The sequence below is a fragment of the Acidimicrobiales bacterium genome, assembly GCA_016716005.1.
GTDB lineage: Bacteria > Actinomycetota > Acidimicrobiia > Acidimicrobiales > JADJXE01 > JADJXE01.
Genome location: JADJXE010000001.1, coordinates 1,209,990 through 1,223,049, shown reverse-complemented (window position 1 = coordinate 1,223,049; position 13,060 = coordinate 1,209,990). Strand labels below are relative to the sequence as shown.

At 75.2% G+C, this 13,060-nt stretch carries 14 protein-coding genes; 7 read left to right on the top strand and 7 right to left on the bottom strand.

What is annotated here, in order from left to right; genetic code table 11:
* Window positions 1-57 precede the first annotated feature (57 nt).
* From IPM45_05940 to IPM45_05930, 3 genes are all read left to right on the top strand, one after another.
* Window positions 58-465 (top strand): RpiB/LacA/LacB family sugar-phosphate isomerase, encoded by a 408-nt coding sequence (locus IPM45_05940; GenBank protein ID MBK9179107.1) that lies wholly within the window; start codon window positions 58-60, stop codon window positions 463-465.
* Complete coding sequence (selD, locus tag IPM45_05935) at window positions 462-1,469, top strand: selenide, water dikinase SelD (protein ID MBK9179106.1); 1,008 nt, start codon at window positions 462-464, stop codon at window positions 1,467-1,469. The genes IPM45_05940 and selD overlap by 4 nt, the downstream gene beginning before the upstream one ends.
* A gap of 202 nt (window positions 1,470-1,671) precedes the next feature.
* Window positions 1,672-2,274: a ribonuclease HII gene (locus tag IPM45_05930; protein MBK9179105.1), complete on the top strand. Its 603-nt coding sequence runs from the start codon at window positions 1,672-1,674 to the stop codon at window positions 2,272-2,274.
* Here the strand turns inward: IPM45_05930 and IPM45_05925 are convergent.
* Together IPM45_05925 and corA are read right to left on the bottom strand one after the other, a co-directional pair.
* A complete protein-coding gene (locus IPM45_05925; protein ID MBK9179104.1) occupies window positions 2,271-3,536 on the bottom strand; it encodes an acyl-CoA dehydrogenase family protein in 1,266 nt (421 codons plus the stop codon). The genes IPM45_05930 and IPM45_05925 overlap by 4 nt on opposite strands.
* 53 nt (window positions 3,537-3,589) lie before the next feature.
* Window positions 3,590-4,600 (bottom strand): magnesium/cobalt transporter CorA, encoded by a 1,011-nt coding sequence (gene corA / locus IPM45_05920; protein MBK9179103.1) that lies wholly within the window; start codon window positions 4,598-4,600, stop codon window positions 3,590-3,592.
* 43 nt (window positions 4,601-4,643) lie between these two features.
* Between corA and IPM45_05915 the strand changes: the two genes are divergently transcribed.
* Window positions 4,644-4,952: a NifU N-terminal domain-containing protein gene (locus IPM45_05915; GenBank protein MBK9179102.1), complete on the top strand. Its 309-nt coding sequence runs from the start codon at window positions 4,644-4,646 to the stop codon at window positions 4,950-4,952.
* On the opposite strand, the gene IPM45_05910 is transcribed toward IPM45_05915, so the two are convergent.
* Window positions 4,953-5,405, bottom strand: coding sequence for a pyridoxamine 5'-phosphate oxidase family protein (locus IPM45_05910; protein ID MBK9179101.1), 453 nt, complete (start codon window positions 5,403-5,405; stop codon window positions 4,953-4,955).
* A gap of 16 nt (window positions 5,406-5,421) precedes the next feature.
* Entirely contained in the window at window positions 5,422-6,072 is a 651-nt protein-coding gene (locus tag IPM45_05905) for a response regulator transcription factor (GenBank protein MBK9179100.1), read from the bottom strand.
* Window positions 6,073-6,125: 53 nt separating this feature from the next.
* Here IPM45_05905 and IPM45_05900 point away from each other — a divergent pair, with 53 nt between their 5' ends.
* Window positions 6,126-7,286, top strand: coding sequence for a GAF domain-containing sensor histidine kinase (locus IPM45_05900; protein ID MBK9179099.1), 1,161 nt, complete (start codon window positions 6,126-6,128; stop codon window positions 7,284-7,286).
* A gap of 22 nt (window positions 7,287-7,308) precedes the next feature.
* Here the strand turns inward: IPM45_05900 and IPM45_05895 are convergent, their stop codons facing one another.
* Entirely contained in the window at window positions 7,309-7,758 is a 450-nt protein-coding gene (locus tag IPM45_05895) for a CBS domain-containing protein (protein MBK9179098.1), read from the bottom strand.
* A gap of 308 nt (window positions 7,759-8,066) precedes the next feature.
* Here IPM45_05895 and IPM45_05890 point away from each other — a divergent pair, with 308 nt between their 5' ends.
* Both IPM45_05890 and IPM45_05885 read left to right on the top strand, forming a co-directional pair.
* A complete protein-coding gene (locus tag IPM45_05890) occupies window positions 8,067-8,957 on the top strand; it encodes a cobalamin-dependent protein (protein ID MBK9179097.1) in 891 nt (296 codons plus the stop codon).
* Window positions 8,958-9,028: 71 nt separating this feature from the next.
* Window positions 9,029-11,386, top strand: coding sequence for a hypothetical protein (locus tag IPM45_05885; GenBank protein ID MBK9179096.1), 2,358 nt, complete (start codon window positions 9,029-9,031; stop codon window positions 11,384-11,386).
* Between the two features lie 12 nt (window positions 11,387-11,398).
* Here IPM45_05885 and IPM45_05880 read toward each other — a convergent pair whose 3' ends face one another.
* Both IPM45_05880 and IPM45_05875 read right to left on the bottom strand, forming a co-directional pair.
* Window positions 11,399-11,803 (bottom strand): Zn-ribbon domain-containing OB-fold protein, encoded by a 405-nt coding sequence (locus IPM45_05880; protein ID MBK9179095.1) that lies wholly within the window; start codon window positions 11,801-11,803, stop codon window positions 11,399-11,401.
* Entirely contained in the window at window positions 11,800-12,969 is a 1,170-nt protein-coding gene (locus IPM45_05875; GenBank protein MBK9179094.1) for a thiolase domain-containing protein, read from the bottom strand. Before IPM45_05875 ends, IPM45_05880 begins: the two co-directional genes overlap by 4 nt.
* Window positions 12,970-13,060: the final 91 nt, after the last annotated feature.

Here is a 13,060-nt window from a genome sequence, read left to right as displayed (position 1 = left end):
GCCGGCTGCTCATGGGCGCCGCCGGCAGCGGGCGAGGCCGCCGCTACGGTGGGCGGCATGCGGGTCGCCTTCGGCACCGACGAGCGAACCGTCGTCACCGACGAGCTGTGCCGCCATCTCACCGGTGCCGGCCACGAGCTGGTCACGGTGGCCGAGGGCGAGGCATGGCCCGACGTCGGGCGGAGGGTGGGGGCGCTGGTGGCCGGGGGAGGCGCCGACATCGGCATCGTGTGCTGCTGGACGGGGACGGGCGTGTCGATCGCGGCCAACAAGGTGCCCGGGGTGCGGGCCGCGCTGTGCACCGACGCCGAGACGGCCCGCGGGGCCCGGCGCTGGAACGACGCCAACGTGCTGGCCCTCGGCCTGCGGCTCACGTCGCCGGTCGTGGCCTGCGAGATCGTGGACGCCTTCGTGGCCACGCCGGCCGACGAGTCGGAGCGGGAGCACGTCGGGAGGTTGGGGTGACCGAGGTCGACATCCGGCTCACCGAGTGGACGTCGTGCGGGGGGTGCGCCGCCAAGTGGGGGGCGGCGCCGCTGTCGGCGCTCGTCCAGGAGCTGGCGGCGGCGACCGCCGACGAGTCGCTCCTCGTCGGGCTGGCACCGTTCGACGATGCCGCGGTCTACCGCTTGTCGGACGACGTGGCGCTGGTGTCCACCACCGACTTCTTCCCGCCGCTCGTCGACGACCCGTCCGACTTCGGGGCCATCGCCGCGGCCAACGCCTGCAGCGACGTGTTCGCCATGGGTGGCCGGGTGGTGCTGGCCCTCAACATCTCGGCGTTCCCGGAGCGGATGCCGGTGGAGGCGGTGGCCGCGATCCTGGCTGCCGCCGCCGCGACGGTGGCGGAGGCCGGCGGTGCGGTGGCGGGCGGGCACACCATCCGCTCCGAGGAGCCGATCTTCGGCCTCGCGGTGCAGGGGCTGGTGCACCCCGACCGCGTGTTCACCAAGGGCGGGGCACGGGTGGGGGACGCGCTGGTGCTGTCGAAGCCCCTCGGCACCGGCATCGTGCTGGCCGGCGGCTCGGACGCGGCCAAGGCGGCCGCGGTGCTGGGCATGCGCCGGCTCAACCGCGGGGCGTCCGAGCGGCTCCGATCGCTCGGGGGTGCGGTGCACGCGGTCACGGACGTGACCGGCTTCGGCCTGCTGGGCCACGGGTGGGAGATGGCCGAGCGCGGCGGTGTGCGGCTCTCGTTCGACGGCGCCCGCCTCCCGCTCTACCAGGGCGCGCTGGAGGCGGCCGAGGCGGGGATCCGCACGGGTGGCGACGCTCGGAACCGCCAACACCTGGCCGGTCGGGTGCTGGTGTCGGCCGCCCCGGCGTTGGAGGCGATCGCCTACGACCCGCAGACCTCCGGTGGCCTCCTCGCCGCGGTCGACCGCTCGGCGGTCGCCCAGCTCGAGGTCGGTGGGTTCGTGCTGGTCGGCGTGGTCGACAGCGGCGCGCCCGGCGTCACCCTGAGCTGACGGATGGGCTGGCGGCCCTCCCGATCGGCACGAAGGCCGCGTGATCGGGGCCGGCGAGGCGGTCCGGACCCCTGCCCGGCGGTCGCCGGGCACGGCCGCCCACCCCGGTAGCGTTCGGCTCGTGGCCGCCACCCGCACCAAGCCGCCGACCCTCACGGTGGAGAAGCGGCTCTGGGCCGACGGGCACGACGTCGTCGTCGGCATGGACGAGGTGGGTCGCGGCTCGTGGGCCGGTCCCCTCACGGTGGGCGCGGCCGTGCTGCCACGGGACCGACGCGTCCGCGGGGTCCGGGACTCCAAGCAGCTGACCGAGGCCGGGCGCGAGCACCTCTTCGACCGCATCGCAGGCTGGTGCACGGCCTGGTCGGTGGGCCATGCCAGCCCCGAGGAGTGCGACGAGCTGGGCATGTCCGAGGCGCAGCGCCTCGCCGCCCGCCGGGCGCTCGACGGCCTGGGCCTCGCTCCCCACCGGGTCCTCGTGGACGGGGCGTGGGACTTCGTCGGGAACGGCGCCACCGAGCGGCTGGTGAGGGGCGACGCCACCTGCCTGTCGATCTCGGCTGCCTCGATCCTTGCCAAGGTCACCCGCGACCGGATCATGCGCGCCGAGGCCGAGCACTACCCGGCCTACGAGTTCGCCGCCAACAAGGGCTACCCGTGCCCCCGGCACCGGGCGGCGCTGGCGTGGCTCGGCCCGAGCGCGATCCACCGGCGCAGCTGGGTCTTCATGGATCACCAGCCCTGGACGGGCGTGCGCCGCCTCTACCAGGTCGAGCAGCTCGGCCTGGCGCTCGGTCCGCGCTAGCCCGCCTGGGTGCCGACCCGCAGGTCCTTGAAGGGGCTCGTGCTGTCGATGCCCGAGTCCTTGGGCAGGCCCAGCACTCGCTCGCCGACGATGTTCTTCATCACCTCGTCGGAGCCGCCCGCGATGCGCATGCCCGGCACGCCGAGCACGAACTTCGACCAGGCCCACGTCCCCCACTCGCCCGAGTCGGCGATGATGCGGGGCCCCAGCACCCGGCACACGAACTCGGCGGTGGCGTACATGTTGTTGGTGAGCGCCAGCTTGCCGATGGACATCTCGGGCCCCGGCAGCTGGCCGGCGCGCAGCTTGTCCATCGCCCGCTGCCCGGTGTAGCCCGCCACCCGGGAGCGGATGACCAGGTCGGCGAGCTCCTGGCGCACGAGGGGATCCGTGTCGAGGCCGAAGTGCCGGACCATCTCGCCGAGCCGGGCGAACGACATGACGCTGGAGCCGCCCGCGCCGCCGGCCCCGATCGACGCCCGCTCGTTCATGAGGGTGGTGAGGGCCACGGTCCAACCCTGGTTCACGTCGCCCAGGCGGTGGTCGTCGGGCACCCGCACCTCGTTGAAGAACACCTCGTTGAACGACGCCCCGCCCGTCATCTGGCGCAGGGGCCGCACCTCGACCCCGGGCGCCTTCATGTCGACCACGAAGCCGGTCAGGCCCTTGTGCTTGGGCAGGTCGGGATCGGTGCGGCAGATGATCTCGCCGATGTCGGAGTAGTGGGCGCCCGAGGTCCACACCTTCTGGCCCGTGACGAGCCACTCGTCACCGTCGCGCACGGCCTTGGTCTGCAGCGACGCCAGGTCGGAGCCGGCACCCGGCTCGCTGAACAGCTGGCACCCGACGATGTCGCCCCGGTACATCTTCCGCAGGTACGCGTCCCTGGCGGTGTCGGAGCCGTGGGCGAGGATCGTGGGCGCCACCATGCCGAGGCCGATCCCGAAGAAGCCCTGGTTCGGCGTCTGGTAGCGCGACTCCAGGCTCTGCCAGAGCCGGTCGTAGGCCGCGGGCAGCTCACGGCCGCCGTACTGCGCGGGGCCGCCGACCCAGCCGAAGCCGGCGTCGAACTTGGTGGCCCGCCACGCCTGGGCCCGCTGCAGCTCGACCCGCTCGGCGTCGCGGGCCTTCTCGTCGAACAGCGCCACCCGGTCGGAGCCCTCGCCCCAGACGAACCGCTTCTCCTCCTCGCGCAGCGGCGCGTTGGCGTCGAGGAACGCCCGGGCCTCCTTCTCGAACTCCTCCAGCGTGATGTCGGGCATCGCAGCATCCCCCCAGGGAAGCGAGAGAGACAGAACTTGACCGCACGGTCAACTTACAGCCACTCGTGACGCTTGAACCAACGGAAGAGCCCGACGGTGAGGACCAGCATCATGGTCAGCGCCATCGGGTAGCCGTACCGCCAGTCGAGCTCGGGCATGTACCTGAAGTTCATCCCGTAGATCCCGGCGATGAGGGTGGATCCGAGCAGGATCGCGCCCCACGAGGTCATGGTCTTCATCACCTGGTTCATGCGGTTGCCGGCGATGGCGATCCTCGCCTCCTGCACCGCGGTGAGCAGCTCGCGCTGGCTCTCGTTCAGGTCGACGATGCGCAGCACGTGGTCGTAGACGTCCTGGAGGTGCATCACCGCCGCCTCGCCCAGGAACGGCACCTCACGCCGCTGGAGCGCGCCCAGCACCTCTCGCAGCGGCGCCACCGAGCGTCGCAGCCCCATCAAGGTCGAGCGCAGCCGGAACATCGTCCGCTGGAGCTCGACGGCGTCGGAGCTGGCTACGGGTGCCCCCTGCCCCTCCTCGCCGAAGACCAGCTCCTCGAGGTCCTCGAGGCGCTCCTCCAGCTGGTCGACCACCACGAAGTACCGGTCGACGAGGGTGTCGAGGAGCACGTAGAGCAGGAACCCCTCGTCGGTCGCGCCCTCGCCCGAGCGCTGGCGCTCGAAGTGGCGCGCCACCTCGTCCAACGAGACCGGCTCGTGTCCCAGGTGCGACGGCTTGCGCACGGTGATGATCCAGCCGTCGCCGAAGACGACGTCGATCTCCATCGCCACCAGGGTCGTGTCCTCGAGGCGGCAGTCCCGGGCCACCAGCAGGAAGTGGTTGCCGTAGCGCTCGAGCTTCGGGCGCTGGCGGGCCTCGAGGAGATCCTCGGCGGCCAGGTGGTGCACGTCGAACTCCTCGACGAGGAGCTTCACGTCCTCCGGCGTCGGCGCGTCCACGTCGACCCAGACCAGGCCGTCCTGCTCGGCCAGGTGCTGGTCGATCGTCTCGGGATCACCGATCTCGACGCCCGGGGCGCCGGTGCGGTAGTGGCGCACCGAGATCACAGCGGCCGAGCGTAGCCAGCCGCCCGGCTACGCTCCTGTCTTCGTGGGCCAGCCCGTCAGCGTCGTCGAGAAGATGTCTGCCACGCCCGGCGTCGTCCGCTTCGAGGCCAACCGCAGCCTGACCGGCATGGGCCACGAGCGGTACCGCTCCCGCGAGGACGCCACCGGCACCCGCCCGCCCGACGAGCTGGCGCGCCGGCTGTTCGACACCGGCCAGGTCGCGGCGGTGCACGTGTACAGCAACATGGTCACGATCGACCTGGCCAAGGGCGCCACGGCCGATGGGCTGCGCGAGGTGGTGGAGGACCTGTTCCTGTACTACCGCGAGGGCGTCACCCCCGCCACGCCGTAGCTACTCCGCGGCCTCCGCGGGCTCGTCGAGGCCCTCGGCCACGTGCACGATCCGCCGCCCGTTCAGCTGCTCGAGGCGCACCCGCACCACGTGGGGCTTCTCGCCCGCCGCCCACGGCCGCAGCGGCAGGTCGGCGATGCGGGCCAGCTCGGCCGGGTCGGTCACCTCCTCGGCCAGCCCGTTGCCGAGCACGCTCCACCCCGTGTGGTACAGGGGATCGGCGGCATCGATCTCGAAGGCCACGTTGGCGCCCCGCACCGCGAGGTCGAACTTGGTGCCGGGGGCGGTGCGGAACAGCACCGACTCGCCGTCGAGCACGTAGTTCACCGGCAGCACCAGCGGCCGGCCCCCGTCGACCACGGCCACGCGGCCGATGTGGTCGGCGGCCAGCAGCTTCAGGCACTCGTGGCGGTCGAGCACCTCGAGCCCGGTGCGTTCGTCGATCAGGCGCATGGCGTGCTCCCTCGCCTCACGGGGACTCGCGGCGGCGCTCGGCGAGACGGGCGGCGTACACCGCCGCCTCGGTGCGGCGCTCCATGCCCAACTTGGTCAGCAGGTTCGACACGTAGTTCTTCACCGTCTTCTCGGCCAGGTGGATGCGGTCGGCGATCTGGCGGTTGGTGAGGCCCTCGGCGATCAGCTCGAGGATCCGCCGCTCCTGGTCGGTGAGCCGGGCCAGGCGCTCGTCCTCCTCGGGCCCTCGCCGCAGCCGCTCGAGCACCCGGCGGGTCACGGCCGGGTCGAGCAGCGACTGGCCCTGGGCGACCTTGCGCACGGCGTCGACCAGGTCGTTGCCCCTGATCTGCTTGAGGACGTAGCCGGCGGCCCCCGCCATGATGGCGTCGAACAGGGCGTCGTCGTCGGCGAACGACGTGAGGATGAGGCACTGCACCTCCGGGTGGCGGGCGCGGATGTCCCGGCACACCTCCACGCCGTTGCCGTCGGGCAGCCGCACGTCGAGCACGGCCACGTCGGGCGTCGTGGCCGGGATGCGGCCCACCGCCTCGGCCGCGGTGGACGCCTCGCCGACGACCTCGAGGTCGTCTTCGGCCTCGAGCAGGTCGCGGAGGCCGCGTCGGACGATCTCGTGGTCGTCGAGGAGGAACACCCGGACCGTCATGGCCCCATCCTGCCTCACGGCGGCGTGGTTGGCGCCCTCTACACTCTGTCGCCGTGGATCCCGCTGAGGGGGCGACCGACGACCCTCGTCTCCACCGCCTGCTCGAAGCCGTGTTGGCGGTCGCGGCCGATCTCAGCCTGCCGGTCGTGCTGCGGCGGATCGTGGAGTCGGCCTGCTCGCTGGTCGACGCCCGCTACGGCGCCCTCGGCGTGACCGGCCCCGACGGGCACCTGACCGAGTTCATCACCGTCGGCGCCGACTACGACACGGTGGAGGCGATCGGCCATCCGCCCAAGGGCCGCGGCATCCTGGGGATGGTCATGACCCACCCCGAGCCGCTGCGACTGCGGAACCTCGGGGAGCACCCCGACAGCTACGGCTTCCCGCCGCACCACCCGCCCATGCGGTCGTTCCTCGGGGTGCCGGTGCGGGTGCGGGGTGAGGTCTTCGGCAACCTCTACCTCACCGAGAAGCGCAGCGCGGTGCAGTTCACGGCCGGTGACCAGGAGCTCGTGGTGGCCCTGGCCGCCGCCGCGGGCGTGGCCATCGAGAACGCCCGGCTCCACTCGATGGTGCGCGAGCTGGCGGTGCTCGAGGACCGCGAGCGCATCGCCCGCGACCTGCACGACACCGTCATCCAGCGGCTCTTCGCCTCCGGCATGGGGCTGCAGGCCGCGGAGCGACTGGCCGAGCGCCCCGAGGTGGTGGCGCGGATCCGCCAGGCGATCGACGACCTGGACGTGACGATCCGCGACATCCGCTCCACCATCTTCGCCCTCGAGTCCGGTGACCGCCGCGGAGGCGGCCTGCGCGCCGACGTGCTCGCCCTGGTCGCCGAGTCGGGCCCGGCCGTGGGCCGCGAGCCCCGCGTGCGCTTCGCCGGGCCGGTCGACGCGGCGGTGCCCGACGGCATCGCCGACCACCTGGTGTCGACCCTGCGGGAGGCCCTGACGAACGTGGCCAAGCACGCCGGTGCCAGCGAGGTCGCGGTCGAGGTGGAGGTGGGCGACGACGTCGTGCTGCGGGTGGAGGACGACGGGGTCGGCATCGATCCGTTGCGGTCCGGACGGGGGTGGGGCCTGCGCAACATGGCCGACCGGGCCCGGGCGCTGGGCGGCGGCCTCGTGCTCACCGAAGCCCCCAACGGTGGGACGGTGCTCGAGTGGCGCGTGCCGCTCGACCCCGGGGACCGGCCGTCCGTGGCGAACCCCTGATCGGGCCTGGCGGGCCGGACCCTCAGGCGGACGCCCGGTTGGCCACGTCGACGGCCAGGGTGTCGGCCAGCGCCGCGATCACGTCGGTGGCCGTGACCATGCCCAGGAAGTCGCCCTCGTCGGACACGACGGGCAGGGCATCGACGCCCTCGGCCCGCAGCCGGGCGACGACCTCGGCGAACGGCGCGTCGGGCCCCACGGTCGGGAAGGCCCGGGGGAGGATGTCGCCGACCACCTTCCGGGCGGCGGTGCCGACGGTGCCGGGCGTGCGGGCCCGCACCAGTGCCTGGTCGTCGAGCACGCCCACCAGGTGGCCGCGGCGCAGCACCGGCAGGTGGTGGAAGCGGCCCCGGGCGAGGAGCTCCCATGCCGAGGCCATGCTCTCGTTCTCCGACACCATCACCAGGTCGGTGCTCATGATGTCGGCCGCGACGAGGGCGGCGAGATCGCCGAGGCCCTGCTGACGTTCCACGTGCCCCACCCCCTCCTCGCCTCAGGAGCCACCGGGACCCGGTCCCGGATCTCACTGCACACGCTGGTGGGTGGGGCGAGCCAGGGTCGAAGGTCCCGAGTCGGCCGGTCGTCCCGCCTCCGGCGGAGCCCACCAGCACCGGTGCCCAGGAGGTCCCGGGAAAAGGGGACCTTCGGCCCCTCGGGGCCGGGCCGGGTGGTTCCGAGGGTCGCCGGCTCGACGATCGCTCGGACGGCCGACCGAGGCCCGGGACGGGTCGTGCACGGCGTCTGTCCCGTGCCGCTCGCCCCGCTCCCGTCGTAGTCTCCATGCTGATCGCCGGCGCTGCGCCGGCCCCGGCTCCGGAGCCCGCCCTGGCGTCGACCGACCTCAGCCTCCACGATGCCGCCGCGCTGCTGGGCGTCCACTACATGACGGCCTACCGCTACGTGCGGCTCGGGCTCCTCCCGGCGCGCAAGGACGGCGCCACCTGGCGGGTGGCGCGGGCCGACGTCGACCACTTCCGCGAGCGGGAGGTGCCGCCGGCGGGCCGGGGACGGCGTCGGGCCCCGTGGGACGAGCGGTTCGAGGCCCGGCTGCTGGCGGGCGACGCGCGGGGGGCGTGGGGGGTCGTCGAGGCCGCGCTGGCCGCGGGGACGCCGCTCGATGCCGTGTACCTCGAGGTGATCGCGCCGGCGCTGGCGTCGATCGGCCGTCGTTGGGCCGGCGGGGAGATCGACGTCGCGGTGGAGCACCGGGCCAGCGGGATCGCCACGCGGGTGATCGGCCGGCTCGGCCCCCGCTTCGCCCGGCGGGGCCGGACGCGCGGCACGGTGGTCCTGGGCGCGCCCGCGGGTGACCGCCACGCCTTGCCGGTGGCCCTCCTGGCCGACCTGGTGCGCGGGGCGGGCTTCGAGGTGGTCGACCTGGGGGCCGACGTGCCGGCGGCCTCGTTCGCCTTCGCCGCGGCCGAGGCCCAGCGACTGGTGGCGGTGGGGGTCAGCGTGACGACCCCGGGCAACGAGGACGCCGTGCGGGCGGCGGTTGGGGCGATCCGCGGCGTCGCAGGCCACGTGCCGCTCCTGATCGGTGGTGGGGCGGTGGCCGGTGAGGACGAGGCCCGGCGCCTCGGTGCCGACGGCTGGGCGGCCGACGGCCGGGGGGCGGTGGAGGTGCTCGTCCGGCTGACCGGCGGCCGGTCCGGCTCGGCCGCCACCTGATCCGGGTCCCGGGTCCCGGACCCGGCCCCTGGAGTCCGGAGCCGGAGTCCGGACCCGTGGACGGATCGAACATGTGTTCGATAGACTCGGCCCATGGCCGGGGTGGAGACCGCGTCGCGGGGGAGCGGGCCGGCGTCGCCGGCCCTGCGGGAGCAGGCCGACCGGGTCCGGCCGGTCACCCTCGCCGGCGAGCACCTGCTGCCGGTGCTGCCCGCCCTGGCCGACCTCCTGCCCGAGGGCGGCCTGCGCCGGGGTGCCACCGTGGCCGTCGGCGGGCCCGGAGGGGCGACGTCGCTGGCCCTGGCCCTGGCGGCCGCGGCATCGGCCGCCGGCTCGTGGGTCGCCGCCGTCGGGCTGCCCTCCCTCGGCCTGCTGGCCGCGGCCGAGCTGGGCGTCGTCCTCGACCGGCTGGCCCTGGTGGCGGGGCCCGGTGCCGGCTCCTGGGCCGCCGCCGTCGCCGCCGTGGTCGACGCCGTCGACGTCGTGCTCGTCCGGCCCGGCCACCGGGTGGGGCCCACCGACGCCCGGCAGCTGGTGGCCCGGGCCCGGGAGCGGGGGGTCGTGCTCGTGCGGGTCGGGGGTCCCGAGTGGCCCGAGGGGCCCGATGTGCGCCTCACCGTCCGGTCGGTCACCTGGCACGGCCTGGGGGAGGGGTACGGCCACCTGCGGGCGCGGCGGGTGGAGGTGGTGGTCGAGGGGCGCCGGGCCGCGGCCCGGCCCCGGGCTCGGGCCCTCTGGCTCCCCGGTCCGGGCGGCGAGGTGGTGGCCGCCGAGCCCGAGAGGTCCGGGCTGGCCGCGGTGCTCCCGCTGCGGGGGGCGGGGCCGTGAACCGGCGCACGGCCCCCGAGGGGGCGGTGCGCACCCTGGTGGTGTGGTGCCTCGACTGGCCGGTGGTGGCGGCCGGTGTCGCACCCGACGTGCCGGCCGTGGTGGTGCGGGCCAACCGGGTGGTGGCCGCCACCGCCGCCGCTCGCGCCGAGGGGGTCGCGGTGGGGCTGCGCCGCCGCGAGGCCCAGCGCCGGTGCCCCGGCCTGGCCGTCCTGGCCGACGATCCGGCCCGCGACGCCCGGGCCTTCGAGCCGGTGCTCGCCGCCCTCGACGCGCTCACACCTCGTCTCGAGGCCGGGTGTCCCGGCTGGTGCTCGTTCCCCACGCGCGGTCCCTCCCGCTACCTGGGGGGCGACGAGGCCATGGCCGCCCGGGCGGTGGCCGTGGTGGCCTCGGTGCTCGACGGGCGCGGTCCCTGCCGGGTCGGGGTGGCCGACGGCGCCTTCGCGGCCGGGCTCGCGGCCCGGCGGGCCGTCGGGCCCGGCCGGCCCAGCACCGTCGTGCCGCCCGGCGGGAGCGCCGCCTTCCTGGCCGAGCTCCCGCTCGACGCGCTCGACCGCCCGGAGCTGGTCGGCCTGCTCGGCCGGCTCGGTCTGCGCACCCTCGGCGATCTGGCCGCGCTGCCGGTCGCCGCCGTCACCGCCCGCTTCGGGGCCGAGGGGGCTGTGGTCCACCGCCTGGCCTGGGGCGCCGACCCCCACGTGGCCGACCTGCGGCCCCCGCCGCTCGACCTGGCCGTGGCCGTCCAGCTCGACCCCCCGGTCGACCGGGTCGACACCGCCGCCTTCGCGGCACGGGGCCTGGCCGAGCGGTTCCACGGCGGGCTGGCGGAGCGGGGACTGGCCTGCCTGCGGGTGCGGATCGAGGCCGAGACCGAGCACGGCGAGCACCTGGGGCGCTGCTGGCGCCACGAGGGCCTGCTCAGCGCGGCCGCGGTGGCCGATCGCGTCCGGTGGCAGCTCGACGGCTGGCTGGCCGGCCCCACGGTCGCCCGACCCACCGGCGGGCTCACCCTCCTCCGCCTGGTGCCCGACCAGGTGGTGGCCGACCGCGGGCACCAGCTCGGGTTCTGGGGGGGCGCCACCTCGGCCGACGAGCGGGCCGCCCGCGGCCTGGCCCGGTTGCAGGGGCTGTTCGGCCCGGATGCCGTGCTGGTGCCCGAACCCCGGGGTGGGCGGGGGCCGGCCGAGCAGGTGGTCGCCGTCCCGCTGGTGCCCACCGCCCTGCTCGCCCGGGAGGTGCCGCCCCCCGGGCGCACCACACCGGCGGCCGAGGCCCCGTGGCCCGGCCGGCTGCCGCCGCCGTCGCCCGCCACCGTGCACCCGCAACCGGTGGAGGCCGAGGTGGTGACGGTCGACGGGGCGCCGGTGGGCGTCACGGGGCGGGGGGTGGCCACCGGCGCACCCGGCCGGATCGCGGTCGCGGGGCGGGCCTGGCAGGACGTGGTGGCGTGGGCCGGTCCCTGGCCGCTCGACGAGCGGTGGTGGGATCCGGCCCTCCACCGTCGCCGGGCCCGCTTCCAGGTCGTCACCGCCGACGGCGTCGCCCGCCTGCTCGTGCTCGAGCAGGGCCGCTGGAACGTGGAGGCCACCTACGACTGACGGCGACCGCGGTCAGGCAGGGGTGAAGCGAGGGAGCGCGTCGCCGTCGCCGGCCGGCTCGAACACCACCCGCACCGGCTGGCCGACGGCGACCGCGCCGGGGTCGGTGCCCACCACGTTGGTGAGCACCCTCGGCCCTTCGTCGAGCTCGACGTAGGCCAGCACGTACGGCGCGGCCTCCCGGTAGGGCCCGTCTCCCCGGCGCAGCACCGTGAAGCTGTAGACGGTGCCGCGCCCGCTCACCTCCTCCCACGACACCTCGGTGCCGGCGCACAGGGGGCAGAAGCGCCGCGGGTACCAGACGAGCTCGTGGCAGCGGTCGCAGCGGGGGAGAACCAGGCGCCCCTCGGCGCACCCGTCCCAGAACGGGGCCGTCTCGTGGGTGCGCCGGGGCGGGCGGGTGGGCAGCTCGCTCATGCGTCCTCCCGTCCCAGGATCACGGTGGCGCTCCCCATGCGGGTGCCGAGCGACCCGCCGGTGCCGTGGGCCAGCGCCAGCGTGCAGTCGGGCACCTGCACCGCCGGGTGGGCCTCGCCCCGGAGCTGGCGAACCGCCTCGACCACCTTGGTCATGCCGCCGCGGTTGGCCGGGTGGTTGTTGCAGAGCCCCCCGCCGTCGGTGTTGAACGGCAGCCGGCCATGGGGTGCCAGCAGCGCGCCGTCGGCCACGAACCCGCCGCCCTCCCCCTTGCCGCAGAAGCCGAGGTCCTCCAGGGTCTGCAGCACGGTGATCGTGAAGCTGTCGTAGATCGAGACGTAGTCGATGTCGTCCGGGGTCACCCCGGCCTCCTCGAAGGCGGCCGGTCCCGACCACACCGCGCCGGTGTAGGTGAGGTCGATCCGCCCACCGGCGGTGTGCTTCACCGCCTCGCCCTGGCCGAGCACCTGCACGCAGGTGCGGTCGAGCGACCGGGCGACCTCGGGGCTCACCATCACCAGGGCTCCGCCACCGTCGGTGATCACGCAGCAGTCGAGGCGGTGCAGCGGATCGGCCACCATCGGCGAGTCGAGCACCTCCTCCACGGTGACCACCTGGGGGAGGAAGGCGTGCGGGTTGTGCTGGGCGTGGTGCGAGGCGGCGACCTTGATCGCCGCGAGCTGGGCGCCCGTCGTGCCGAACTCGTGCATGTGCCGCCGGGCGGCCAGGGCGTACTGGCCGGCGATCGACGCGCCCCACAGCTGCTCGAACTCGGCTTCGGGCGCGTCGCTCACGCGGGCGCTGCCACCCGGAGTCGGGCCACCGCTGCGAGGGTTGCCGCCCAGGGTGATCAGCACCACGCGGGCCCGGCCGGCGGCGATCTCGGCCGCGGCGTGGCCGACGTGCACGAGGTACGACGACCCGCCGGTCTCGGTGGTGTCGATGGTGCGGCACCGCAGGCCGAGGTACTCGGCCATCGACAGGCCGCCGAACCCCGGCGCGTCGCCGGCGCAGCAGTAGCCGTCGACGTCGGCCAGCGTCAGGCCGGCGTCGGCCAGCGCGCCGAGCGCCACCTCGGCGTGGATCTCGGCGACGGTGCGATCGGGGATGACGCGCCGAGGGTGCTCGAACGCGCCGGCGATGAAGGCCTTGCCGCGGCGTGACACGAGCGCGCACCGTACGCCCTCGGGCGGCCGGTGTCGCGCGGCCCGGGCGGGGGTGCGGGTGCACGGCGCCCGCGGGGATCCGTCGAAGGCG